We start from the raw sequence: 24,020 nt of genomic DNA on the forward strand, positions 1-24,020 counted from the left end.
GGATCTCCACGACGTGCCGCCCATACGGCCCGGTTCTCAGCCACGGTGCCCAGACGTAGCGCGTGGGCTGCTGGCAGGACTGGTTGTCGCAGGTGTGGCAGACGGGCCGGGCTGTCGGTTTCGCAGCCGAGGCGTGGAATGACGCCATGCGTCAGTCGGTACCCGGACGGGTGACCCGGCACTGTGCCGCGTCGAGTCCTGCCTGGCCGCGAAGCCCCCCTGAAACTGGCGTGGCCGGCGCTGGAAATACCGCCAAGGAAGAACCAGCAGGCGTGTTGGCTCATCAATGAGGGTGAGCTGTTCATCAACGGGACCGGGCCCAGACCCGTTCACCGCTGCGAGCGGGAAGAGTGTGGGCCCGAAGCCATTTTCAACCCAGTGGCATCGCGTGCGCCGTAGGCACAGGTGAGCAGACTCGGCCAACCGTTTGAGACTTTTCCAACCTCGCACTGGAGTCGTGAGGTGGAGCGGCTGGACGAAAAGCCCTTGCGGTCAACGGTGGTGATCGCCCTACGGTTGCTCCCCGTGACCTTGGAGATGCCCTACCAGCCACTTCCGATCGACCAGTCCGACGTGCGCTACATCCACGGACCCGATTCCGCTCCACAACCGGGTGTGCCCGCTGGCGAGACGGTCGAGTTCGAGTGGAGGGACAGCGAGGTCTACCCGGGAACCTTCCGGAAGTTCTGGATACACGTGCCCGCACAGTACGACTCGGCGGAACCGGCATCCTTGATGGTGTTCCAGGACGGATGGTGGTACCTGGACCCCGCAGGGGAGGTACGCGGCGCGATCGTCCTGGACAACCTCATTCACCGCGGCGACATACCCGTCACCATCGGCGTGTTCGTCGATCCCGGTGTCTTCCCCGATGCGGAGAACCCGAAGAACCGGAACAACGAGTACGACGCCTTCGACGACCAGTACGTCACCTTCCTTCTCACCGAGATCATCCCGCAGGTCGCGGAGCGGTATACCCTCGCTCAGTCGCCCGAAAGGTGGGGCATCTGCGGCGGGAGCAGCGGCGGCAACTGTGCCTTCACCGCCGCGTGGCTGCGTCCGGACAAGTTCCGCCGCGTCATCGGATACCTGTCCAGCTTCGCACAGATGCCGGACGGCAATCCCTACCCAGACCTCATCTCCAGCGCCCCTCGCAAGCCGCTGCGTATCTTCATGCAAGGTGGCCACCGCGACTTGAACTGGAACGAGCCGCAAGGGAACTGGCTCGCCGAGAACCTGCGCGTGGCAGCCGCTCTCGCTGAAGCGGGCTACGACTTCCGCCTTGTCCTCGGAGACGGCGGCCACAGCCCCAACCACGGCGGCGTCCTGCTGCCTGACGCGCTGCGCTGGCTGTGGTTGCCCTCGGTTCCGTAGCGAGCCGCCTGATCCGCTCCTGTTCGGATCATCCCTGCCACAAGCGGTACGTCGCACGAGATCCAGCGCTCGGGTGGCTGGCGCCAGAGGAGTCGGACGCCACGACTCTGCAACGCGCGCTCATCACGCCCCGACCGGAGGGCGCCCGACTCGGCGACGGGCGAGGCGGGCTTCACCGACCTCCACGTCAAGGCGTATGACGAGAGCCGACCAGGTGGCGGGCCGGGCTGCGGCCTGCTCGCCGCCCCAACACGGTCCAACTGCGGGACCGGCTCAGCGCCGTCGGCGCCACTGCCACGGCCGCCACCACCACCGAGCTGGACCACGGCCTGACCGCGCAACTCTGACGGTGGCGGTCGCAGCGGTGGCTCCGGTGTACGAGGCCCGACGCGCTCTTCAGTCGAGGACCGCCGTGGCCTCGATCTCGACCAGATGCTCGGGCACGTCCAGCGCTGCCACGCCGATCAGCGTGGCCGGTGGCGCCGGGGTGACTCCCAACTTCGCGGCCGCCCGGGCCACCCCGTCCATGAGCAGGGGCATCTTGTCCGGCGTCCAGTCGACGACGTGGACGGTGAGCTTCGCGACGTCGTCGAACGACGCGCCCGCTCCGGCCAGCGCGGTGCCCACGTTGAGGTAGCACTGCTCGACCTGGGCGGCCAGGTCGCCCTCGCCGACCGTGACTCCGTCGGCGTCCCAGGAGACCTGTCCCGCGACGAACACCGTTCTCGTACCGGACGCGATCGCCACCTGCCGGTAGACGTCGATCTGGGGCAGTCCCTCGGGGTTCAACAGGGTGATGGCCATGGTCGTACGGCTCCTTGTGCTCTCTTGTGGTTACTCGGGAACCGTAGGAGAGTGAGCGCTGACGTGGAAGAACGCACTTTCTGGTGACTGGGGAACCTGATGGTGACCAAGCTGGTCAACGGCTCGGCCAAGGACGAAGCCGATGTGACGCGGGCGGATTCCCTCGCGCGGGAGATCTTCACGGACATCGCCAACAAGTGGGCGCTGTTGATCATCGAAGCGGTGGGCGACCGCACCCTGCGCTTCACCGAGCTGCGGGCGGAGATCGAGGGCATCAGCCACAAGATGCTCACGCAGAACCTGCGGCTGCTGGAGCGCAACGGCCTGGTCGAGCGCACGGTGTACCCGACCGTGCCGCCACGCGTCGAGTACACCCTCACGGAGCCGGGCCGGGCCCTGCGCGCGACGGTCGACGCCATGTGCGACTGGACGCACCGCTATCTGGGCGCCATCGAGACCGCCCGCGACCGGTTCGACTCTGCCTGATGGCGCGTGGGGCGGGGCGGGCGGCGGACGCGCCCTCGGGGTTCGGGCGCCGGCGTTCGGTGTTCACCTGCCGGGGGTTCCGTTGCCGGCCGCGAAGAGGGATCGGTTGGCGATGTCGATGATGAACGGGCCGACGTGGGGCCGGTCGACGATGGCCTTCTTGTACGCGTCGCCGTCGTCGCCGAGGAGTTCGTGGGCGTCGGTGAGGTAGCGGCGGACGTCCTCGTAGACGTCGGGGCCGGTGGGCAGGCCGTGGCCGGCGAGGATCGTGTCGTAGCCGGATTCGGCGGCCAGGGTGTCGAGGGCCTGCTGCCGGCCGCTGATGTCGTTGTTGCCCAGGTAGAGGTGGACGTCGTTGTAGACGAGGTCCTGGGCGACGAGGACGCCCTGTTCGGGCAGCTTGACGAGCAGTTCGCCGGCCGTCTCGCCGCCGGAGAGGGCCTCGAAGACGAACGGGGACGCCGTCGATGACCTCGGTGCCCGGGGCGAGGTCCACGGTCGGGGTGAACTCGGCGAGCGGGATGACCAGGCCGGTGGGCAGGTGGCTGTCGCCGCGGGCGATGATCTGCTCGCGCGCCTCGGGCAGGGCGTGGACGGGGACGCCGAAGCGGGCGGCGCCGTTGTAGTGGTCGGGGTGGGCGTGCGTGACGACGAGCCGGTCCAGCGGCGCCCAGGTCCTTGGCGTAGGCGACGGCCTCGTCGGCGTAGGAAGGGATCAGCTGGGCGTCGATCCGCGCCTGTACGGCCGCCACCGGGGAGGCACAGCGCCTGCTCGCCCACACCGACCAGCCGGTGGCGACCATCGCCCGCCGCCTGGGCTTCCTCGAACCCACCGACTTCGGCAAGTTCTTCGCCCGCCACACCGGAATGACGCCGGGCGCCTTCCGCCAGACCCACCAGGGGCATCAGGGCTGAGCCAGGGCCATCAGGGCCGGAGCCTTCCAAGGCCATCAGGTCCGAGCGAGGACGTGGTGTGCGGCGCACGCCGCAGGACGCGTCCGAACGGTCGCAAGCGTGGCGGGCCCTCGACTCAGGGTTGCCGCCGATGTCACGTGACGCGGTGCCCCGTGGGTGAGGGCGTCCGCGCGGGCGTGAGCGGGAGGCTGCGCAGCGACAGGGTGCTCGGCGGCGGGAGCGTGCCGTGGGCCGCCTCGGTGCGGAAGGACTGGAGCAGGTACGCCACCAGGCGCCGGGACGCCGCGTGGTCGCCCGGCAGCGCGGTGACCAGGGCACAGTGGGACAACAGGGCCACGGCAAGGTCGGAGGGGTGGAAGTCGGCCCGCAGCGCGCCCGCCGCCTGTGCCCTGCCGACCAGGGTCATGAAGTCCCGCTCGGCCCGCTCCCGCGTCGGCGCGTGTTCGCGCGTGCTGTCCGGGAAGGCCGCGACGAACGCGGCCGGGAAACCCCGTTCCTCCCGTTGCAGTTCGCAGACCGTCTCGACCAGCCGCTGGAAGCCCTGCCACGGATCGGGGTCGGCCAGCGCCTCGGTGAGCACGCGGGCACAGGTCTCCATCTGGTGCGCGAACGCGGCCCGCACCAGGGCGTCCCGCGTGGGGAAACGCCGGTACAGCGTCGCCACGCCGACCCCCGCCCGACGCGCCACCGTCGCCATCGGCGCGTTGATGCCGTGCTCGGCGAAGACCAGGCGGGCCGCCGCGAGGACCCGCTCCCGGTTGCGCCGGGCGTCCGCCCGCAGCCCGTCCTGCCCCGCGATCCGAGAGGATTCCCCCACCGCTGTCTCTCACCTCCGGCCAAGTGGACGATCTCGTCCGTTTGCCAGCCTACGCTCGGCGCCAGGACCCCCCCGCACGGCCACTGGTGGCGAAGGAGAGAACGCGACGATGAACGACCGAATGATGAACGACCGAATGATGAACAGCCGAACGATGAACCGAACGACGAACGGCCGCACGATGAAAGCCGTGCTGTTCGACCGCTTCGGCGGCCCCGAGGTGCTCTACGTGGGCCGAGTGCCCCGTCCCGCACCGGCGCCCGGCGAGGTTCTCGTGCGCGTGCGCGCGTTCAGCGTGAACGGCGGGGAAGTGGCGGCCCGTTCCGGTCGCGCCCGCCTCATCACCGGCCGGAGGTTCCCGCAGCGCATCGGGCTGGACTTCACCGGCGAGGTCGCCGCACTCGGCACCGGCGCGACCGGCGTCGCGGTCGGCGACCAGGTGTGGGGCGTCCTCGGCCGCACCTCCGGATTCGGCAGCGCCGCCGAGTACCTGACGGTACGGCCCGAGCGGCTCGGCCGGGTCCCGGACGGGTTGGACCTCGTGGCCGCCGCCGCGCTGCCGGTGGCCACCACCGCCGTCACGGCTCTCCGCGACAAGGCCGCACTGCGCCCCGGCGAACAGCTGCTCGTACGGGGTGCGGCGGGCGGCGTCGGCAACGCCGCCGTGCAGCTCGGACGGGCGTACGGCGCCGAGGTCACCGGCCTGGCCCGCGCCGCCAACCTCGACTTCGTCCGCACACTCGGTGCCCACCACGCCGTCGACCACCGTGCCGTGCCCCTGGCGGAACTGGGACCGTTCGACGTGGTCCTCGACACGGCGGGCACCGACCCGCGCACCGTACGGCGGCTGCTGAAGCCCGGCGGTCGCATGGTCACCATCGCCGTCGACCTGACGCGGCCCGTGGCCTCGCTGGGCTACATCGCGGCCAGCGCCGTCCACGGACGCGGCCGGGTGCGCTTCTTCAGCGGCAACCCCGGACGCGCCCACTTCGACGACCTCGCCCGCCAGGTGACGGAGGGGCGGCTGCGGCCGGCGGTGGACACGGTCTTCCCCCTGGAGGAGACGGCTGCGGCACACCGGGCGCTGGAGGCGGGCGGAGTGCGCGGCAAGTACGTGGTCAGGGTCGACTGAGGTGCCTCGGGAGGTGCCGAGGCGGTTCCAGGAGTGCGACCGAGGGGCGTCGGCGAGGCGCTAGGAGCGGATGTGCGTCCGGGCTTCCTCGATCCAGCCCGACACGGCCTTCGCACCGCAGCTCTCGGCCACCGACCCCGCCTCGTCGAGGTGACGGGACGCCGCAGTCGGGTCTCCGGTCTCGGCCGCGAGGTAGGCCAGTGCCACCAGGCCGGCCGCCTCCCCGGGCCTGAAGCCGATCTCACGGCGCAGCGCCACCGACTCGGTCAGCCGCTCGCGGGCCCGGTCGAAGCGGCCCGCGTCCCTGTCGGCGAAGCCGAGATGCCGAATCGCGTAGGACATCGTCATCCGGTCGTCGACGGATCTCGCCAGCGCGTACGACCGCTCGAAGTACGGCCTGCCGGTGACACCGTCGCCCTTGACCACCTGGTGCCAGCAGCCGACCCAGAACAGCGCGTCCGCCTCACCCGGCACATCCCCCAGACGCCCGTACAACTCGGCCGCGCGCTCGAACAGCGCCAGCTCCTGGGGGTTCTCCTCGCGGTCGTTCAGGAACCGGACGTGCAGCACCTTCCCCCGTGCCATGGCCAGCGGTGCCTCGACCGCGTCCAGCACGTCGTCCGACCGGTCGAGCGCGGACGCGTCCCCGCGGAACATCGCCGCTTCGAACAGCTCTCCCGTATGTGCGATCCAGTCCTGCTCGTGCATACCCCGGCCCTTCCCCGTCGGACGTGACAGCGCCGAGGCTATCCCCGGACTCCCGTACAGGACACGGGAGTTGTCGCGACACGGCGGCGGGAGGGTGGGGCGACCAGCACCGTCGCCGGTCGCCGGGCGCCGGTCGTCGAACGGCCAGTCACCCGCCGACGGCCTCGACCTCACGGACCAGTTCGAGGGCCCGGCCCAGAGTGGTGAGCCGGGCGTCGAGTGTGTCGCCGGCGGGATAGAAGCGGACGGTGTCGACGCCGGCGGCGCGCCAGACGCGCAGCCGCTCCCGCACCATCTCCTCCGTGCCGATCAGCGTGGTCGCCAGCACCATCTCGTCGGTGACGAGGGCGGCCGCGCCGTCCCGGTCCCCGGCCTGCCAGCGTTCGCGGACCTCGGCCGCGACCTCGGCCCAACCCTGGCGGCTGTAGGCGTTGTTGTAGAAGTTGGTGGTCGCGGAGCCCATGCCGCCGAGGCTGAACGCCAGTTCCTTCTTGCGTCCGGCGACCATCACCCGCAGCGCGTCCTCGTCCTCCGCGAAGGCGACCTCGGCGCCCTGGCAGATGTCGAGGTCGGCACGGGTGCGCCCGGCGGCGGTCAGCCCCTCGTCCAGGTGGGTGAAGTACGCCTCCTTCGCGCCCTCGGGCACGAAACTGGTGCCCAGCCACCCGTCGGCGATCTCCCCGGTCAGGCGCAGCATCTTCGGCGAGAGGGTCGCCAGGTAGACGGGGATGTCGTGCTCGGCGCGCATCGACAGACGCATGGGCTTCGCCTCGCCCGGCAGCGGGATCCGGAACTCCCGCCCGGCGTAGGAGACTTTGTCGCCCGAGGCGGCCTGCCGCACGATCTCGACGGTCTCCCGCATCCGGGACAGCGGCCGGTCGAACGGCACCCCGTGCAGTCCTTCGATCACCTGCGGTCCCGAGGGGCCGAGTCCGAGGAGGAAGCGCCCCTCGGAGATCTGCGACAGCGTGATCGCGGCACGGGCGATGGCCATCGGCGTGCGCGTACCGAGCTGGATGATGCCCGATCCGAGCAGCAGGCGTTCGGTTCGCGCGGCGAGGTAGCCCAGCGGCGAGGGTGCCTCCGAGCCCCATGCCTCCGCGACCCAGCAGATGTCCAGGCCGAGTTTCTCCGCTTCGGTGACGTAGTCGACGATCTCCCGCCAGTCGCCCCCGGAGGCTTCGATCGTGGTGGAGGTACGCATCACAGGCCCGCCTCGCCCACGGCCTCGGCGCTCTCGGCCAGCTTCTTGATCTCCCCCAGGGTGACGGTCATGTTGGCCTCGAACTCCCGCATACGCACGAAGACGATCTTCTGTTCCTTGTCCGGCATACGATCGATGGCGAACGAGAGGCCCGAACGGGCGGGCCCCAACTGCATCCACTCCCGCAGCAGCGTGCCGTCGTTCTCCGGCTCCAGGGTGAACCGCCAGAGCGCGGTGGGGTGTTGGGGATCCTCGACCGCCCATGTGAGGACGCGGGATGGCTCGTACTCGACGATGTGGGACGTGGTGCTCCACTCACCCAGTGCCTCGTGCTTGCTCGTGCCGACGAACCGGGCTCCGAGCGCGGGGCCGTCGCGGTCTTCCAGCCATCGCACCGACTTCAGTTCGGGGCTCAGCCGCGGCATCAGCCCGATGTCGGACACCAGCGTCCACACCCGCGTCGGTGGGGCGGCGATCCAGGTCCGGACCTCCACCGTCGGCTTGTCCGCGTAGCGCGCGCCCGTCCACTCCATGATCTGGCGGCCTCCCTGGCACCGAGAATTCCTATGCAACCAACTGACCAGCAAAGTTGCGTAGATAGACCAACATGTCAAGAGGGGGCGCACGAGCTGTGCCGGTTGATCAGTCCGCGAACCGCTCCCGTACATCAGGACGTTCGGCCAGGTGGGGCGGGTAGCCGGGCCCCATCCGGGGGTGCGTGTCGTCGGCGGTCATCGGCTCGCCGCAGGCCGCGCACACCACCTCGGCGTGGCTCTCCTGGCCGCACGCATCGTGCTGCATGGTCACCGGCGGGCCCGCCTCACCGGCCAGCCAACGGTCCCCCCACCGGTTCATCACCAGCAGTACGCCGTAGAAGTCGCGCCCCATCTCGGTGAGTACGTAGTCGTGGCGGACCGGGTCGGTCTGGTACGGCCGCTTCTCCAGCAGGCCCTCGTCCACCAGGCGGCGCAGCCGGTCCGTCAGCGTGTTGCGGGCGATCCCGAGCGATTCCTGGAAGGCGTGGAACCGCCGGATCCCGTAGAACGCCTCCCGCAGCACCAAGGGTGTCCACCAGTCCCCGAGCAGATCCATGGTCCGCGCGATCGAGCAGGGCCACTGCGCAAAGGATGTCCGCCTCATGGCGGCCAGCATAGGTGCGTCCGGTCGAGAGACCCAGCAGGTCAGCCGGAGAAGTCGGGCGCGCAAGAGGCACGCGAGGTCTTGCTCCCGTGTGAGGGAGATGTCGCACCTCGCGGGGCCGTGCCCGGGATGAGGAACTGAGCCCGGGACCGGCCCCGCGAGGGTGGGGTCACACTCGGTCGGCTGCGATCAGGATGTACTGGAAGGAGCCGTCCCGGTAGGACTCGATGAACGCCTCCTCGATGCCGGTGACCAGCGAGGACGTGGCCCGCAGCTCCCAGTACGGCAGCGTCTCCCGCGTGAGGTCGACGATGGTGTGGGGCACCAGGCGGTTGTCGGCCATGGCGCGCAGATACTCGCGGCGGGAGTGGATGTTGCACTCGAAGTGGGCGTTGATCTGGGAGACCCACTTCGACGGCTGGCCGTAACGGGGGTTCCAGCAACCGGTGATGGTCACATACCGGCCGCCCACCTTCAGGAAGCGGGAGTGCTCCGCGAACAGGTCGTGGAGGTCGACGTACATGGTCGACTCGTTGTTCCACGAGGCCGCGACGCTGCCCTTGTCGAAGGGCGTGTCGAGCATGTTGCACACGCGGGAGCGGACATGGTCCTCGACGCGCAGTTCCCGCGCACGCCTGTTGCCGAAGTCGGCCTGCGTGGCGGACAGGGTGACGCCCTCCACCTTGGAGCCGAAGCGCTGATGGGCCATGATCATGGACCCGCCGCGCCCGCAGCCGGCGTCGACGAGGGTGTCGTCGGGGCCGACGGTGCCGAGGTGGTCCAGCAGGAACTCCGCCTGCGCCGACTCCAACCGGTGCAGCTCCGCGATGAGCTTCTTCTCGTACTCGCTGTCGGCCGGGTCACCGAGCGCGGAGTGGTCCACGGCACCGATGCCGTAGTGGTGGTGGTAGAGACCGTCGACGTCGCCGAGGCGGAGGTTGACGGGCCGTGCCTCGTTGTTCCAGTAGCGTGCGATGTCCTCCTGGTACGGCGACGCCGGAGCCGGGATCTTCGCGGTGGCGGTGGCGGTGGCGGTCGTGGGGGTGGTCGTGGGGGTGGTCGTCTCAGTGGTCATTGAATATCCGTTCTTCACCAGAAATCGGGCAGGCTGTAGCGGTAGGTATTGGTGCGGTGCCAGTCGTGGTTGCCGTCGACCCAGGCGGCCACGCCCCTGAGGAAACGCAGCACCGGGGGCAGGGGACAGGCCTGTGCGAGGTCGGCCGCGGCCGCCTCGAAGGCGTGCTGCAGTTCGTTGTGGACCTCGACGGCCTTCAGATAGGCGTCGCGCTCGGAGAGCTGCTCGCGTTCCGCGAGCACCACCGGCAGGTTCAGGTGGTGGCCCGGGCTGTCGAGTTCCTTGGTGTACGAGTAGAGGTCGTTGACGATGGTCGTCGCGTTGCCGGCCAGGGCGATGACCCGTTGCATGTCCGGCCGGGCGTGCAGGTCGGCGGGCAGTTCGTAGCCGCCGACGGTGTCGGTGATCGTGGGACAGGGGCGGAAGTTGTTGAACTGGCGCATCGCCAGGTACTCCCACACCTCCGGGACATGACCGGTCTCCGCCCAGGCGGCCTCGGCGAGGTACCCCATGTGCAGCCGGGCCATGTCGTGCCGGTAGCGGTCGGCCTGCGAGGGCGTGGCAGCGCGGACGAAGTAGTCCATCGCGCTCTGGTACGCCCGGCGCGGGGCGTCCGAGGCGAGGGACTCCTGCCACGCCGGCGCGTACTCCCCGGTGGTGTGGAAGTGGTCGAGCGCGGTGTGCGCGAGGAGCAGGCGCCCGCCGAGACCGACGGGTGACCCGCCGTGGTCCTCGCAGTAGCAGTCGTCCACCGCGTTCTCCGCGACCATCAGCCGCGTGGCGAGCATCAGATGGTCGACCGTCGGGGCGTCGGGGTGGCAGGCGACCATGTAACGGCCGACGGAGAATCCGTCGAACTGCCCCTCCCACTCCTCGGGATAGAGCTGGACCTCGTCCTCCGCCCAGCGCTTGATGCGGCGGCTCACCTCCTCGACGCGCACGGGATCGGGCTCCGGGACGGGGTGGTGGTACAGGCCGGGCACCGCTCGTCCCTCGGCGGACGGAGGGCGTGGCGGGGAGACCGGGGCCGGGAGCGGGGCGCGGTGACGGCCGGCCACGGTGAGCGAGGCCGTGCCCGGTCCGGTCGGTCCGCGCAGGATCGCCCGGAGGGCGGAGTCGGCCGCGGTCGTGTCGGGCGCGTCCGGTACTGCGGCGGCCGAGGGCGCCTGTGCCTGTGCGGGCTCCGGCGCCGGGGGCGGGGGCGGTGACGTCGGCGGACCCGGGATAGTGACCGGCGGATGCAGGGACGCCAGAAATCCGGCGGGGATCGGCGTGACCGGAGGGTTCGCGACCATCGGTGCGGGGGCGTCCGGCACGGCTGCGGGCGGTGTCGGCCGCTGCTCAGGGGGTGCTGATCCGAGGGGCCCGGAGTCGGGCATCGGCGTCTCCTTGCTGCGGTGGGGTGGGTGGCTCGGTCGTGCGCGCGCATACGGAGGCGCAGGGGCGCGTACGTGCGGACGCGGGGCGTGCCGGGTGCGTACGCGAGCGGCGCGCGTCGGGTGCGTACGTACGCAGCCGGGGGCGTGTCGGGGGCGTGCGGACGCAGGGCGGGTCACCGGGCCGCCCGCCCACGTACGTGACGCGGGGCGGGTCGGCCGTGGACCTGCCGCGGTTCGGGTCCGTCTCAGCGCGGTCTGTCGGCGATCTGCACGTTCTCCAGCACTCCGAGGGCGTCGGGCAGGAGCACCGCGGCGGAGTAGTAGGTGCTGACGAGGTAGGAGACGATGGCCTGTTCGTTGATGCCCATGAACCGGACGGAGAGGCCCTCTTCGTACTCGTCCGGCAGTCCCGTCTGGCGCAGGCCGATGACACCCTGGTTCTTCTCGCCGGTGCGCATCGCGATGATGGAGCTGGTCTGCTCCCTGCTGATCGGGATCTTGTTGCACGGCAGGATGGGCACCCCGCGCCAGGCGGGGACGGACTGTCCGCCCAGGTCGACGTGGTCGGGGACGAGACCGCAGGCGTTGAAGCCGCGGGCGATGGCGGCGATCGTCCTCGGGTGGGCGAGGAACATCTTGGTGCCGCGTCGGCGGCAGAGCAGGTCGTCCATGTCGTCCGGGGTCGGGGGCCCGGAGCGGGGCTGGATGCGCTGCTTGAAGTCGGCGTTGTGCAGCAGCCCGAACGCGCGGTTGTTGATCAGCTCGTGTTCCTGGCGTTCCCGCAAGGCCTCGACGGTGAGCCGGAGTTGCTCCTCGCTCTGGTTCATCGGGCCGTTGTAGAGGTCGGCGACCCGGGTGTGGACTCTCAGCACGGTCTGCGCGACGGAGAGTTCGTACTCGCGCGGCCGCAGTTCGTAGTCGACGAAGGTGCCCGGCAGGTCGGGCTCGCCGACGTGACCGGCCGCCACGGCGATCTCGGCCTCACCGTGCTTGTTCTGCGGCTGCCGCGCGCGCGAGGTGAACATGTCGACATGGGCCCGGAGACGGGGCGCGGACTCCAGGACCGCGGTGAAGTCGGCACGGGAGAGGGTGAGGAGGGTGCCGGAGGTCTCGGCGGTGACCGTGCAGTCGTGGTGGGCGTCGGGGTCCGTCAGCGCGCTGTCACCGAAGTGGTCGCCGTCCGCGAGCACCGCGACGGCCACCTTCTCCCCGTACTTGCCCTCGGAGGTCCGGCTGACCCGGCCGTGGGCGATCAGATGGATGCGGTCCGCGGGGCTGCCGCGCTCGACGAGGACGTCGCCCGCCGCGAAGTCGCGCTGCGCGCAGCGGTCGGCGAGGGCGGTGAGGACGTCCGTGTCCTCGAATCCGCGCAGCAGGGCCAGCTCACCTAGCTCCCGGGGGATCACCCGGACCGTGGCGCCCTCCTGGACGAACTCGACACGCCCGTCGCCGAGGGTGTGGCGCAGCCGTCGGTTGACCCGGTAGGCCCCGCCTCCGGCCTCGACCCAGGGCAGCATCCGCAGCAGCCAGCGGGAGGTGATCTCCTGCATCTGCGGGGCGGACTTGGTGGTGGTGGCGAGGTTGCGGGCGGCGGCGGTGCTCAGGGACTGCTGCGGCGCGCCGGGTGTGGTCCGGGCGTCCGGGACGCTGTCGACGGACATCGGGGGGTTTCTCCTTGCACGACGGGGCGTCCGGCGCACACGGGTGCGCCGACCGGGGGACAGGGAGGGATGGGCAACGGGCGAGAAGGATCACGGGAATCCGTCCACCTGCAAAAACCTAGCCTCCGGACCGGCCGGATCCACCAGGCAGACGAGATGCTTACCTCGAAGCGGTGACAATCAGTGCGATGCGGTTTATCGGTCCGTGATGGGGCACCGCGCTCCACCGGCCAGGCTGCCGCAAGTGATCTGCGACATATGATCCGGTCATTCCTTATAGGTAGCTTGAGGTGCTTGCCCCTTTTCGTGGTGGTGCGTCGTCGAGCGTGCCGCACCCCGATCCCCGCCCGGGAGACCCATGCGCCCTCGAATAGCCTCCGTGCCGCCCCTCGCCCTGGCCGGCGGTGCGCTGACCGTCGGTGTCGGCGGTCTGTATCTGGCCGGCCTGCTCGTCACCGGTGGTGAGATCGAGTCGGGCACGACCGTGCGCGGGGTGGACATCGGCGGCCTCAGCCGCACCGAGGCCGTCCGCGAACTGGACGACCACCTGGCGGCGGCCGGCTCGCGGGAACTGGCCGTGAAGGTCGGCGATCGCCGTGGGAGCGTCGAGCCCCGGCAGGCCGGACTCACCTTCGACGCCGAGCGGACCGTCGACCGGGCGGCCCGCACGGCCTCCGATCCGCTCGGCATGATCGGCGGCCTCTTCCGCTCGGGCGGTGACATCGAGCCGGTCGTCCACCTGGACGAGGGAAAGGCCCGCGCCGCACTCGGGAAGCTGGCGAAGAACCTCGACCAGCGGGTCGACGACGGGGCCGTGACCTTCGAGGGCGGGCGGGTCGAGCAGGTCACCCCGCACCGGGGCTACGCACTGGACGTGGACGCCGCCGTCGGCACCCTGCGGACCTCCTTCCTGCGCCGCACGGCGGGCACGGTCACGGCCCTGCCCGCACAGGTGACCGAGCCGAAGGTGGGCGCGGCGGAGGTGCGGCGGGCGGTGCGCGAGTTCGCGCGGCCGGCCATGTCGGCGCCCGTCACCCTCACCGCGGGCGGCAGCCGGTTCACGATCGGCCCGGCCGTCGTGGGCGAGCACCTGACGATGCGGCCGGACGACTCCGGCAGGCTCGTCCCCGAGCTGGATGGGAAGGGCCTGCGCGCGGAGCCCGAGGTGGCCGGCCCCCTGGCCGGCGTCACCGCCACGGCCCGCGACGCCGGACTGCGGCTCGACGGCGACCGGGTGGTGGTGGCCGACGACGCCCGGACCGGCGTACAGGTCACCGACCGGGCGCTGAGCGGCGCCGTGCTGCCGCTGCTCACCGAAGCGGGCACGGCCCGTACCGGTGAGGTGGCCGTACGGCGGATCCAGCCCCAGGTGACCCGGGAGAACGCGGCGCGCCTGGGGCTGACGGAGAAGATGTCGTCCTTCACCGTCCACTTCGAGCCGGCCGCGTACCGCACGAAGAACATCGGGCGGGCCGCCCAGCTCATCAACGGCTCCCTCGTCATGCCCGACGAGACCTGGAGCTTCAACCGCACCGTGGGGCAGCGCACCGAGGCCAACGGCTTCGTCGAGGGCGTCATGATCCTCGACGACCAGTTCACCAAGGCGGCCGGCGGTGGTGTCTCCGCCATGGCCACCACCGTGTACAACGCCATGTTCTTCGCCGGGGTGAAGCCGGTGGAGCACGGCGCCCACTCGTTCTACATCGAGCGGTACCCGGAGGGCCGTGAGGCGACGGTCGCCTGGGGCAGCCTCGATCTCCGGTTCACCAACGACTCCGGTCACGCCCTCTACATCCAGGCCGAGGCCACCGACACCTCGGTGACCGTCACCTTCCTCGGCACCCGGAAGTACGACGACGTCAAGTCGGTGAAGGGACCCCGGACCGGGGTGAAGCCGCCGGAGAAGAAGGTGAGCACCGACGAGAAGTGCGTGCCGCAGACACCGCTCGAAGGCTTCGACGTCACTGTCGAACGGGTCTTCTACGACGACGGCAGGGCGGTGAAGCGGGAGCCGTTCCGCACCCACTACACCCCGCGCGACGAGATCACCTGCGAAGCCCCCGAGGAAGCCGGGGCCGACCGGCCCGACGCCCGATAGGCGGCACCCGGGGACAGGCGGGCGGGCGGCGCTCGGCGCCGCCCGAGTGGCGGGTCCGCCGCGGCCGTGGAGGGCCGCGGCGGACGGGGTTCACGAGGTGAACGGTGTGGAGCCGTCCTCCGCGGCGATCCTCCACAGGTGGTCGGCGGTTCCGGTGTCGTCCCACTGCAGGGCCTGGGCCCCGGACGACGTGGACATGCTCTGGATGCCGAGGACCATGCCGCTGTTCTTGTTGACGATCTTGGCGTACCCGCCGCCGGCGTCGACGATCGACCACAGATGGTCGGCGGTCAGGGTGTCACCCCACTGGAGCGCGGTGGCCCCGGCGGTTTTGGAGGCGTCCTTGATGCCGAGGACCTGTCCGCTGTTGGTGTTGAAGATCTTGTAGTAGCCGTTCTCGGCGGGGACGACCTTCCACCAGTGGTTGTCGCCGCTCGCGGCGGTCTGCTGCTGGACGGCGCCTCCGGCGGCGATCGAGGAGCCGGCGATGCCGAGTTCCAGGCCGCTGTTCTTGTTGGTGATCTTCACCCGGGGTGTCTCGGGGTACCAGGACTCCAGCTCGGTGACGCCGACGAACTTGCCCGCCTGCGGGGTGAGGACCACCCGGAACTGGGACGTGGTGATCGTCGGGAAGGTCACCTCGTTGGGGTTGTTCGCGACCGGTGTCGCCGGGCTCTTCGTCTGGCTGGGCACGTTCACCCAGGCCCCGTCCTTGAGGTACTGCACGGTGTAGCTCGCCGGGACGCGGATGTTCGCGCCGTCGTCGTAGGTGTAGAACTTCACCTCGTTGATCTTGCGAGGAGCCCCGAAGTCGACGCCGAGGTGGTCGGTGGCGTTGGGCGAGCCGGAGTTGGTCCAGCGGTTGTCCGGGATCTTGTCGTAGCGGATCCAGCCGTCGGTGGCCCGCAGCGGGGCGTCGAAGGTGGTGGGCTTGCAGGTCTGGCCGCTGTGGCAGTGCGGGCCGTTGGAGACGGTGTTGGTGTAGGAGGCGAAGGCCTTCGGGTACGGCTGGGTGATCGTGCGGCCCAGCCAGTCCTGCTCGGCGGTCAGCGGGTTGGCGGCCACGTTCATCAGGCGGGCGGGCTGTGCCGGGGTGACCGGCGCGGCCACGTTCACGGTCGTGCCGGTGCCGATCGTCGAGGACTGGTGGATGCGTTGCCCGTCCTGGAAGATCTGCAGGCCGCTGCCCTTGCCGTAGTGCGAGCCGTCCCGGTCCCAGCGGATCGAGTAGGTGTGCCCGTGGTAGGGGAGGCTCTCCACCGCGAACCAGTCCCAGCCGGACGGCACCAGCGGCTTCAGTACCAGTGTGTCGTTCGCCTGCGGCTTGATGCCCAGCAGACCGGAGAGCACCAGGTCGTTGAAGCTGGAGTGGTTGTAGTGCTCGCTGAAGTTGAACCCGTCGTAGATCCACTCGCCGGTGTCGCCGTTGGCGGCCTCGGCGACATAGGGCTTGCCGTCCTTGTGCTGGAGGTCGGCGAACTGGGCCAGCATCGTCTGGTAGTCGGCCTTGGTGACGAAGCTCTGCGCGGGGTAGTCCTGCAGCAGGTTCGCCAGGCCGGTCAGGATCTGGCTCGTCTGGTAGGGCCAGCTCGGGCCGTTCCAGTGGCAGCAGTTGGCGTCGTCGCGCTTCTGCTCGGCCGGTATCGCCTCGTAGTCGAAGTACGGGTTGGCGGTGATCCGGTCCAGCTCGGCGAAGCCGGTGCCCTTGGTGAACTTCAGCGTGTTGGCGCCGGCCTTCATCGGGACCTGGACGGTGACGGACTTCGACTCCGAGAACTGGCCCCAACTGCCCCCGGCGGGGTAGCTCACGGTGACCGGGGTGGCCGTGTCCCCGTTCACGACGACCTTGTGGGTGGAGGTGGCGGAGGTGGCGTTGGCGTAGTGGACCGTGACCGGGTACGTGCCGGCCCCGGGCGCGTCCACGGTGAAGGTGACCGCGCTGTCGTCGAAGTCGATCTGTCCGATGTACTTGCCGTTGGATGCCGTCGAGGAGCTCTGGACGTTCGCGTGGACGACGGCGGCCTGCTCGGCCTCGAAGTCGTGCACCCGCTCCAGGGTCGTCGGCCCGAACGGCGCCTTGAACCGCTTGGCGTCGGTCAGGTACTTCCACGCCGACGAGTACTGCGCGTCGGGGAGGTTGAACGCCCAGGGCGCGTACCCCATCGCCTCGCGCCAGGTCGTCCGGGTCTGCTTCAGCGTGCCGTTGGTGCCGTCCGTGTTGTAGACCTGCATGAAGAAGTTCCGCTGCGGGTCCCACAGGGAGTTCTGCACGGCGGCCTTGAGCTGCGCGGCCTTGCCGTCGTACTCGGTCGCGGTCGCCGTGTCCCCGGTCATCGTGGCGATCTTGCTGAGGGCCTGGGCGGCGGCGAACATGTACGCGTTGATCGTGGGCCGGTAACCGCGGCCGCCGCTGAACCAGTTGCTGCTGTGCATCGACGTCTCGGTGTACTCCGTGGCGTCCGACAACGGGGTCTGGTGGAACAGGTCGCTTGAGGACTGTGTGCCGTTCACCGTGACGTCGGCGTCGAAGTTGGAGTCCCACCGCTTGTAGAGCGCGATCAGATGCGGCAGCGCGGACTTGATCTGCGCGGCGTCCCCGGTCACGAGATAGCGCTGGTACGCGGCGCTCGTGATCCACTCACTGAAGTTGCGCGCACCCGAATTGCCCGCCCCGCGCAGCCAGAAGTCCAGGTAGTCGCCCGCGTAGTCGCGGTTGTGCAGCCAGCGCCCGTCCAGCAGGTGGTAGCCGGTCGCGTCCGGCAGCGCGGTGTACGGGTTCCCGGCGTAGCCGATCGGCACGTCGTACTCGGTCGACACGTACCCCGTGCCCGGGACGGTGTAGCGCAGCGCCCGTTTGAAGGTGCTCCACCGGTAGTAGTAGACCTCGTCGATGTCGTTGTCGGGGGTGTCCAGGAACGGGATGTTGTCCTTGTACCACTGGCGCTCGTCCAGCTGGTTGGCCGCGAGGATCGCGTCCTTGTCCAGGGCGACCGCATTGGGGTCGTCGGCGGCCAGCGCCGGACTCGCTCCCGGGCCGGCCGACAGCAGGCCGACGGACAACACCGAGGCGCACAGGACGGCCAGCACGCGGCGCTCGGGTCTGCGGGGATGACGCATAGAGGTGTCCTCCATTGGGCACTCATGCGGTGGATCGAAGCGTTCGAAATTACGAACGTTGTTCGAAAAGCTGCCAGACGCTAATGGCGCTGATCGGGGGAAGTCAAGAGTGGTGACCAGAGTTCGCGGGGCCGGTTCGCCGCACGCTCGCGCGGGCGTGCGGTCCCCTGCCGAGGGAGGTATGACTGACAGGGAACCCGGCGGAAGGGGTGAGCGCACCCCTGTGCCCCGCCGGAAGGAGCCCCGGTATGCCTGAGGAAGAGACCCGGAGCGGGAGCGGTGGACAGGACCGCGTCACCGCCGCGCCGGGTGGGCTGCTGGATGTGCTGCGGGTGGCGGCCCTCGTCCTCGGCAGCGACGGCCGGATCGTGCTGTGGAGCCCCGAAGCCGAGTCCCTGCTCGGCTTCACCGCCGAGGAGGCGCTGGGCCAGGACGCGGGCGCCCTGCTGGTGGACCCCGACCACCGGCCCCTGGCGCACGAACTGTTCGACCGCGTACGGACGGGCGCCCGCTGGGCCGGTGTCTTCCCCGTACGGCACAAGGACGGCTCCACCCGCCGCGTGGAGTTCCGCACCATGCAGCTGCGCGACGCCCGCGGCGACATCCACGCCCTCGGCCTGGGCACCGACGCCGACACCGTGCGCGACGTGGAGCGGGACCTGGCCCTCTCCCACATCCTGGTCAGCCAGTCACCGGTCGGCATCGCGGTGTTCGACACCGATCTGCGGTGGGTGCGGGTCAACCCGTCACTGGAACGCATCAACGGCGTCCCCGAGGAGGCCGTCCTTGGCCGCCGCGTCGGCGAGGTGCTGCCCGCCCTCGACGTCGAGGCCATCGAGTCACGGATGCGGCGGGTCCTCTGGACCGGCGAGCCCCTGCTGGACCAGCAGACGGTCGGACGGACGGCCGCCGACGGCGAGGAGCACGCCTACTCCGAGTCGTACCACCGGATCCAGGACGCCAACGGCCGGGTCCTGGGCCTCGCGATGGCGATCATCGACATCTCCGAGCGGCAGCGGGCCACGACCGAGGTCGCCAAGGCCCGCGAACGCCTGGCGGTGATCGCCGACGCCGGCGTCCGCATCGGCACCACGCTCGACCTGCGTCGCACGGCACGGGAACTCGCCGACGTGGCCGTTCCTACCCTCGCCGACCTCGCGGCCGTCGACGTACTGGACGCGGTGGTCAACCCCGGCGGCACGGCCGCGCCCCGCACGGACGGCTCCCTCGACTTCTGGGCGCTCGCCCTCAAGGCGAACCGTCCCACCGACGCGATGGAGATCCCGGACCCGGTCGGGGAGCCCGCCCAGTACAGCTCGTCCCGGCTGGTCACCCAGTGCGTGCGCGAAGCGCGGCCGATCCTGCTGGAGCACGTGGACGACGCGGCGGTCCGGCGCATCGCCCGCGACGAGGCCGCGGCGCGGGCACTGCGGCGCGCCGGCGTCCACTCCTGTCTGGTGGTCCCGCTCATGGCACGCGGCGAGGTCCTGGGCACGCTCAGCCTGTACCGCACGACCGGCCCCCGGCCCTTCGACGACCAGGACCTCACCCTCGCCACCGAACTGGCCGCACGCGCCGCCATCTGCGTCGACAACGCCCGCCTGTACGGCCGCGAACGCGACATCGCGCTCACCCTCCAGCGCAGCCTGCTGTCCCAGGAGCCACCGCAGCACGGCGGCATCGAGATCGCCTCCCGCTATGTGCCCGCCATCAGCGAGGTGGGCGGGGACTGGTTCGACGTGCTGCCGCTCAAGGACGGCAAGGTCGGACTCGTCGTCGGCGACGTCATGGGCAAGGGGGTGCACGCCGCCGCGATCATGGGCCAGCTGCGAACCGCCACCCGCGCCCTCGCCCGGCTCGACCTGCCGCCGGCCGAACTCCTCCACCACCTCGACGGCCTCGCCGCCTCCCTCGGCGACACCGACACCCTGGCCACCTGCCTCTACGTCGTCTGCGACCCCCGGCACGGCCGCTGCCAGCTCTCGCGCGCCGGCCACCTGCCACCGGTCCTGGTCGACCCGCGGGGCGGAGCCGAACTCCTCGACGTCGCCGGCGGGGTGCCGCTCGGCGTGGGGGGCGTGCCGTTCACCGTCGAGGAGCGGGAACTCGCCGAGGGGGCGCTGCTCGTGCTGTTCACGGACGGCCTGGTGGAGAGCCGCGCGACGCCCGTCGCGACGGGACTGCAACGCCTGCTCGAACTGCTGGACGACGCCGGGCTCCCCCTGGAGGAGACCTGCGACATGCTCCTCGGCGCCCTCGGCCACGAGCGCAACGACGACGTGGCGCTGCTCCTCGCCCGACGTGGCGGCCGGTGCCCACCGGTCGCCTGAGCCGCCACGACGACGACCGCACGCCCGCCGCCCGACCGGCCCCCGGGCAGAGGCGCGCAGGTCACCGCCCAGTAGAGTGCGCCTCTGTCGTCCCCGAGAGCCGTCCCCGAACCGCCGAGGTAGCACGCAGTGACCCCCGCACGACCAGGACCGCCGTACGCCGTCACCGTCGTCGGACTCGGAGCCGACGGCTGGCGAGGCGTCCCGGACGCCTCCCGGGAGGCCCTGCGCGACGCCGAGGTCCTGATCGGCGGCCCCCGCCAGCTCGACCTGCTGCCCCCGGAGTGCGCGGGCGAGCGGATCGCCTGGCCCTCGCCCCTGCGGCCCGCCGTCCCCGCCCTGCTCGCCGCGCACCACGGCCGCCGGATAGCCGTCCTCGCCAGCGGGGACCCCATGTTCTACGGCATCGGCCGCGCCCTCGCCGAGGAGGCCGGTGACCGGCTGCGCGTCCTGCCGCACCCCTCCTCCGTCTCCCACGCGGCGGCCCGCCTCGGCTGGCCGCTGGAGGACGTCGAGGTCGTCACGCTCGTCGGGCGGCCCGCACCCAGGCTCGCCGCCGCCCTGCACGACGGACGCCGGCTGCTGGTACTGAGCGCGGACGCCGGCACGCCCGCCGAGGTCGCGGCCCTGCTGCGGGACCGTGGCTTCGGGCCGAGCCGGATACGTGTCCTGGAACAGCTCGGCGGCGAACGGGAAAGGATCGGCGACCCGGCCACCGCCGACGACTGGACGCACACCCGGCCGCCCGGCGACCCCCTCAACATCGTCGCCGTCGAGTGCCGGCGGGCCCCGGACGCCCTCCGGCTCGGCGCCGTCCCCGGCCTGCCCGACGAGGCGTACGAGCACGACGGGCAGCTCACCAAACGGTATGTGCGCGCCGCCACCCTGGCCGCGCTCGCCCCGGCCCCCGGCGAACTGCTCTGGGACGTCGGCGGCGGATCCGGCTCGATCGCGATCGAGTGGATGCGCACCCACCCCTCCTGCCGGGCCGTCACCGTCGAACGCGACCCCGTACGGGCCGCGCGCATCACCCGTAACGCCGACCGGCTCGGCGTGCCCGGACTGCGGGTCGTCACCGGGGCCGCGCCCGCCGCACTGGCCGAACTGCCGTGCCCGGACGCCGTGTTCATCGGCGGCGGCCTCACCGCGACCGGCCTGCTCGACGCCTGCTGGGCCGCACTGCCCGCAGGGGGACGGCTGGTCGCCAACACCGTGACCCTGGAGTCCGAGGCGCTGCTCGCCGAGGCCCACCGCCACCACGGCGGCGAACTGGTACGGCTCGCGGTGGCGCAGGCCGTGCCCGTGGGCGGCTTCACCGGATGGCGGCAGGCCATGCCGGTGACCCAGTGGGCGGCCCGCAGACCCTTCGCCCCCCTCGACCCCCGCGACACCGCTTCGGAGGCAGACAGATGACCGTGTACTTCATCGGCGCCGGCCCCGGCGCCGCCGACCTGATCACGGTCCGTGGTGCCCGCCGGCTCGCCGCCTGCCAGGTCTGCCTGTACGCCGGCAGCCTCGTCCCCCGCGAACTGCTCGCCGAATGCCCGTCGGACGCCCGGCTCGTGGACACCGCCCGGCTCGACCTGGACCAGATCACCGCCGAACTGGTCCGTGCGCACGAGGAGGGCCACGACGTGGCCCGGCTGCACTCCGGGGACCCCTCCGTGTTCAGCGCGGTCGCCGAGCAGATGCGGCGGCTGGACGCGGCCGGGGTGCCGTACGAGGTGGTGCCGGGCGTGCCCGCCTTCGCCGCGGCGGCGGCCTCCCTGAAGCGGGAGCTGACCGTGCCGACGGTCGGCCAGACCGTGATCCTCACCCGCGTCGCCCAGCGGGCCACGCCCATGCCGGACGGCGAGGACCTCGCCACCCTCGGCCGCAGCGGGGCGCTCATCGTGCTGCACCTGGCCGTCCGCTACGTGGACCGGGTCGTCGAGGAACTCCTCCCGCACTACGGCGCCGACTGTCCCGTCGCCGTCGTCGCGTACGCCTCCCGGCCCGACGAGGTCGTCATCCGGGGCACGCTGGAGGAGATCGCCGGGCTGGTGAAGGAGGCGGGGGTGCTGCGCACGGCTGTGATCATGGTCGGGCGGACGCTGGGGGCTTCGCAGTTCCGCGACAGCCACCTGTACTCGCCGGGGCGGGACCGGCACGAGTGCTGAGGGGGAGGCGAGGGGGAGGGTGCGTGGGGGGTTGCGGCGCGTTGTCGGGTGCGGGTGGGTCGTGGTTGCTCGCGCAGTTCCCCGCGCCCCTGAAAGACCAGGCCCTGCGGGCCTGAAAGACCACGGCCCTGCGGGCCTGGAAGGTGACGGGGCTGCGGGCCTGGAAGGTGACGGGGCTGCGGGCCTGGAAGGTGACGGGGCTGCGGGCTGAAAAGCACGGGGCGCAGCCCCGGCTTTTCAGGGGCGCGGGGAACTGCGCGAGCAACCACGACCCACCCGCAGCCGCCCACGCACCCGCACCCCCGAGCTGCCAGGCGCCCCGGCCCCCGGTGCTACGCTCCCCTTGCCTCCCGCGGGGGAAGTCCGGTGAGAACCCGGCGCTGACCCGCAACGGTGTGCGCGACAACCGGTAGTCCGTCGCGCGAGCCCGATCGCCCGTGGGTGGTGCGACCCGTTGAACGCTCGCCGTGGACTGCGAGAGGGGACCGCACGGCCCCCGCGCCGTACGGGCCGTTCCTCGACCGACGTCCGTCAGGCGGCCCCAGGCGAAGGACCGCCCCGACCGTGCGCCGCAGCCCCGCCCCCAGCCGAATACCCCTGCCCCCACTCTTGACCGGCCTCGCGCTCCTGCTGCTGCTGTCGCTCGTCGCCGGCACCGGCCTGGGCGCCGCCGGCATCGGCTGGCCGGACGTCCTGCGGCTGCTCTGGGCCGGTGTCACCGGCGGGACCCTGCACGACGACGACGCCGCCTCGTACACCATCGTCTGGGAGATCCGGCTGCCCCGGGTCGTGCTCGGCGCCGTCGTCGGTGCCGGGCTCGCCGCCGTCGGCGTGGCCGTCCAGGCGATCGTGCGCAACGCGCTCGGCGACCCGTTCGTGCTCGGCATCTCCTCCGGCGCGGCGGTGGGCGCCAACGCGGTCATCCTGCTCGGCGCGTTCGCCGGACTCGGGATCTGGGCGCTGTCCGCCTCCGCGTTCCTCTCGGCCCTCGCCGCCATGGCCCTGGTGTACGCCGTGGCCCGCTCGCCCCACGGGCTCACCCCGCTGCGCCTGGTCCTGACCGGGACGGCACTGGCGTACGGCTTCGAGGCGGTCACCACGGTCATGGTGTTCGGCGCGGCGCGGGGCGAGGCGGCCCGGTCGGCGCTGATGTGGCTCCTCGGCAGCCTGGGCGGCGCGACCTGGGCGCAGGTGCCGATCGTCGCCGTGACCGTCGCGGCGGGCTGGGCCTGGCTGCGGCGGCGGGCCGAGTCGCTCAACGCCCTCGCCATGGGCGACGAGACCTCCGCCGCGCTCGGCGTCCGGCCGGAGCGGCTGCGCCGGGAACTGTTCCTCCTCACCGCCGCCGTGACCGGGACCGTGGTCGCGGTCAGCGGGGCCATCGGGTTCGTCGGGCTGATGGTGCCGCACGTCGTGCGGATGCTGGTCGGCGCCGACCACCGCCGGGTGCTGGCGGTGGCCCCGCTCGTCGGCGCCGTGCTGCTGGTGTGGGCGGACGTGCTCTCCCGGCTGCTGCTCGCCCCCGCCGAACTGCCCGTCGGGGTCGTCACCGCCGTGGTGGGGGTCCCCGCCTTCCTGCTGCTGATGCGGCGCGGCGGCTACGCGTTCGGAGGCCGCTGAC

General features: G+C 71.4%; 18 protein-coding genes and 2 pseudogenes. 9 read left to right on the forward strand and 11 right to left on the reverse strand.

From position 1 onward, the window contains the following. Positions 1-462: 462 nt before the first annotated feature. Positions 463-1,374 (forward strand): alpha/beta hydrolase, encoded by a 912-nt coding sequence (locus ACZ52C_RS25850; protein ID WP_469076985.1) that lies wholly within the window; start codon positions 463-465, stop codon positions 1,372-1,374. 396 nt (positions 1,375-1,770) lie between these two features. Here ACZ52C_RS25850 and ACZ52C_RS25855 read toward each other — a convergent pair whose 3' ends face one another. Continuing rightward, positions 1,771-2,178, reverse strand: coding sequence for a RidA family protein (locus ACZ52C_RS25855; RefSeq protein ID WP_469076986.1), 408 nt, complete (start codon positions 2,176-2,178; stop codon positions 1,771-1,773). Between the two features lie 99 nt (positions 2,179-2,277). On the opposite strand from ACZ52C_RS25855, the gene ACZ52C_RS25860 reads away from it, so the two are divergent. Continuing rightward, positions 2,278-2,664, forward strand: a complete 387-nt coding sequence (locus tag ACZ52C_RS25860) for a winged helix-turn-helix transcriptional regulator (RefSeq protein WP_086802649.1) — start codon at positions 2,278-2,280, stop codon at positions 2,662-2,664. A 63-nt stretch (positions 2,665-2,727) separates the two neighbouring features. On the opposite strand, the pseudogene ACZ52C_RS25865 reads toward ACZ52C_RS25860, so the two are convergent. Beyond that, positions 2,728-3,395 (reverse strand): annotated as a pseudogene (locus tag ACZ52C_RS25865) (MBL fold metallo-hydrolase); the annotation flags it as partial. Position 3,396: 1 nt separating this feature from the next. On the opposite strand from ACZ52C_RS25865, the pseudogene ACZ52C_RS25870 reads away from it, so the two are divergent. After that, positions 3,397-3,579, forward strand: a pseudogene (locus ACZ52C_RS25870) (helix-turn-helix domain-containing protein); the annotation flags it as partial. Positions 3,580-3,712: 133 nt separating this feature from the next. On the opposite strand, the gene ACZ52C_RS25875 reads toward ACZ52C_RS25870, so the two are convergent. Next, positions 3,713-4,396 carry a TetR/AcrR family transcriptional regulator gene (locus tag ACZ52C_RS25875; RefSeq protein WP_469076987.1) on the reverse strand — a complete coding sequence of 228 codons (684 nt, stop codon included), beginning with the start codon at positions 4,394-4,396 and terminating at the stop codon, positions 3,713-3,715. 154 nt (positions 4,397-4,550) lie between these two features. On the opposite strand from ACZ52C_RS25875, the gene ACZ52C_RS25880 reads away from it, so the two are divergent. Next, positions 4,551-5,528, forward strand: coding sequence for an NAD(P)-dependent alcohol dehydrogenase (locus ACZ52C_RS25880; RefSeq protein WP_469076988.1), 978 nt, complete (start codon positions 4,551-4,553; stop codon positions 5,526-5,528). A 60-nt stretch (positions 5,529-5,588) separates the two neighbouring features. Here the strand turns inward: ACZ52C_RS25880 and ACZ52C_RS25885 are convergent, their stop codons facing one another. From ACZ52C_RS25885 to ACZ52C_RS25915, 7 genes are all read right to left on the reverse strand, one after another. Continuing rightward, positions 5,589-6,236 (reverse strand): tetratricopeptide repeat protein, encoded by a 648-nt coding sequence (locus ACZ52C_RS25885; RefSeq protein WP_469076989.1) that lies wholly within the window; start codon positions 6,234-6,236, stop codon positions 5,589-5,591. A 148-nt stretch (positions 6,237-6,384) separates the two neighbouring features. Then, a complete protein-coding gene (locus tag ACZ52C_RS25890; RefSeq protein ID WP_469076990.1) occupies positions 6,385-7,440 on the reverse strand; it encodes an LLM class flavin-dependent oxidoreductase in 1,056 nt (351 codons plus the stop codon). Then, positions 7,440-7,973 carry an SRPBCC family protein gene (locus ACZ52C_RS25895; protein WP_469076991.1) on the reverse strand — a complete coding sequence of 178 codons (534 nt, stop codon included), beginning with the start codon at positions 7,971-7,973 and terminating at the stop codon, positions 7,440-7,442. Before ACZ52C_RS25895 ends, ACZ52C_RS25890 begins: the two co-directional genes overlap by 1 nt. Before the next feature lie 109 nt (positions 7,974-8,082). Then, positions 8,083-8,580, reverse strand: a complete 498-nt coding sequence (locus ACZ52C_RS25900) for a winged helix-turn-helix transcriptional regulator (protein WP_469076992.1) — start codon at positions 8,578-8,580, stop codon at positions 8,083-8,085. Between the two features lie 169 nt (positions 8,581-8,749). Next, positions 8,750-9,655 carry a geranyl diphosphate 2-C-methyltransferase gene (locus ACZ52C_RS25905; RefSeq protein WP_469076993.1) on the reverse strand — a complete coding sequence of 302 codons (906 nt, stop codon included), beginning with the start codon at positions 9,653-9,655 and terminating at the stop codon, positions 8,750-8,752. Between the two features lie 14 nt (positions 9,656-9,669). Further along, a complete protein-coding gene (locus ACZ52C_RS25910; RefSeq protein WP_469076994.1) occupies positions 9,670-11,034 on the reverse strand; it encodes a family 2 encapsulin nanocompartment cargo protein terpene cyclase in 1,365 nt (454 codons plus the stop codon). A 245-nt stretch (positions 11,035-11,279) separates the two neighbouring features. Further along, on the reverse strand, positions 11,280-12,695 hold the full coding sequence (locus tag ACZ52C_RS25915) for a family 2B encapsulin nanocompartment shell protein (protein ID WP_469076995.1): 1,416 nt from the start codon (positions 12,693-12,695) through the stop codon (positions 11,280-11,282). A 358-nt stretch (positions 12,696-13,053) separates the two neighbouring features. Here ACZ52C_RS25915 and ACZ52C_RS25920 point away from each other — a divergent pair, with 358 nt between their 5' ends. Next, positions 13,054-14,793, forward strand: a complete 1,740-nt coding sequence (locus ACZ52C_RS25920) for a VanW family protein (protein ID WP_469076996.1) — start codon at positions 13,054-13,056, stop codon at positions 14,791-14,793. A gap of 90 nt (positions 14,794-14,883) precedes the next feature. Here the strand turns inward: ACZ52C_RS25920 and ACZ52C_RS25925 are convergent, their stop codons facing one another. Then, positions 14,884-17,925: an MGH1-like glycoside hydrolase domain-containing protein gene (locus tag ACZ52C_RS25925; protein WP_469076997.1), complete on the reverse strand. Its 3,042-nt coding sequence runs from the start codon at positions 17,923-17,925 to the stop codon at positions 14,884-14,886. Positions 17,926-18,158: 233 nt separating this feature from the next. Here ACZ52C_RS25925 and ACZ52C_RS25930 point away from each other — a divergent pair, with 233 nt between their 5' ends. From ACZ52C_RS25930 to ACZ52C_RS25945, 4 genes are all read left to right on the forward strand, one after another. Then, on the forward strand, positions 18,159-20,240 hold the full coding sequence (locus tag ACZ52C_RS25930) for a SpoIIE family protein phosphatase (protein ID WP_469076998.1): 2,082 nt from the start codon (positions 18,159-18,161) through the stop codon (positions 20,238-20,240). 129 nt (positions 20,241-20,369) lie between these two features. Further along, entirely contained in the window at positions 20,370-21,653 is a 1,284-nt protein-coding gene (gene cbiE, locus ACZ52C_RS25935; protein WP_469076999.1) for a precorrin-6y C5,15-methyltransferase (decarboxylating) subunit CbiE, read from the forward strand. Further along, complete coding sequence (gene cobM, locus ACZ52C_RS25940) at positions 21,650-22,399, forward strand: precorrin-4 C(11)-methyltransferase (protein WP_469077000.1); 750 nt, start codon at positions 21,650-21,652, stop codon at positions 22,397-22,399. Before cbiE ends, cobM begins: the two co-directional genes overlap by 4 nt. A gap of 564 nt (positions 22,400-22,963) precedes the next feature. After that, the gene (locus ACZ52C_RS25945; RefSeq protein WP_469077001.1) at positions 22,964-24,019 is read left to right on the forward strand and encodes a FecCD family ABC transporter permease; all 1,056 of its coding nucleotides are present in this window, start codon (positions 22,964-22,966) and stop codon (positions 24,017-24,019) included. The last annotated feature ends 1 nt before the right edge of the window (position 24,020 follow it).

It is taken from the genome of Streptomyces sp. NPDC034049 (genome assembly GCF_055575575.1).

Excerpts from the sequence above, each read along its gene's own strand:
- ACZ52C_RS25855 (WP_469076986.1), bottom strand. The coding sequence starts at position 2,178 with ATGGCCATCACCCTGTTGAACCCCGAGGGACTGCCCCAGATCGACGTC.
- ACZ52C_RS25860 (WP_086802649.1), top strand. The coding sequence starts at position 2,278 with ATGGTGACCAAGCTGGTCAACGGCTCGGCCAAGGACGAAGCCGATGTG.
- ACZ52C_RS25880 (WP_469076988.1), top strand. The coding sequence starts at position 4,551 with ATGAACCGAACGACGAACGGCCGCACGATGAAAGCCGTGCTGTTCGAC.
- ACZ52C_RS25885 (WP_469076989.1), bottom strand. The coding sequence starts at position 6,236 with ATGCACGAGCAGGACTGGATCGCACATACGGGAGAGCTGTTCGAAGCG.
- ACZ52C_RS25890 (WP_469076990.1), bottom strand. The coding sequence starts at position 7,440 with ATGCGTACCTCCACCACGATCGAAGCCTCCGGGGGCGACTGGCGGGAG.
- ACZ52C_RS25895 (WP_469076991.1), bottom strand. The coding sequence starts at position 7,973 with ATGGAGTGGACGGGCGCGCGCTACGCGGACAAGCCGACGGTGGAGGTC.
- ACZ52C_RS25900 (WP_469076992.1), bottom strand. The coding sequence starts at position 8,580 with ATGAGGCGGACATCCTTTGCGCAGTGGCCCTGCTCGATCGCGCGGACC.
- ACZ52C_RS25905 (WP_469076993.1), bottom strand. The coding sequence starts at position 9,655 with ATGACCACTGAGACGACCACCCCCACGACCACCCCCACGACCGCCACC.
- ACZ52C_RS25910 (WP_469076994.1), bottom strand. The coding sequence starts at position 11,034 with ATGCCCGACTCCGGGCCCCTCGGATCAGCACCCCCTGAGCAGCGGCCG.
- ACZ52C_RS25915 (WP_469076995.1), bottom strand. The coding sequence starts at position 12,695 with ATGTCCGTCGACAGCGTCCCGGACGCCCGGACCACACCCGGCGCGCCG.
- ACZ52C_RS25920 (WP_469076996.1), top strand. The coding sequence starts at position 13,054 with ATGCGCCCTCGAATAGCCTCCGTGCCGCCCCTCGCCCTGGCCGGCGGT.
- ACZ52C_RS25925 (WP_469076997.1), bottom strand. The coding sequence starts at position 17,925 with ATGGAGGACACCTCTATGCGTCATCCCCGCAGACCCGAGCGCCGCGTG.
- ACZ52C_RS25930 (WP_469076998.1), top strand. The coding sequence starts at position 18,159 with ATGCCTGAGGAAGAGACCCGGAGCGGGAGCGGTGGACAGGACCGCGTC.
- cobM (WP_469077000.1), top strand. The coding sequence starts at position 21,650 with ATGACCGTGTACTTCATCGGCGCCGGCCCCGGCGCCGCCGACCTGATC.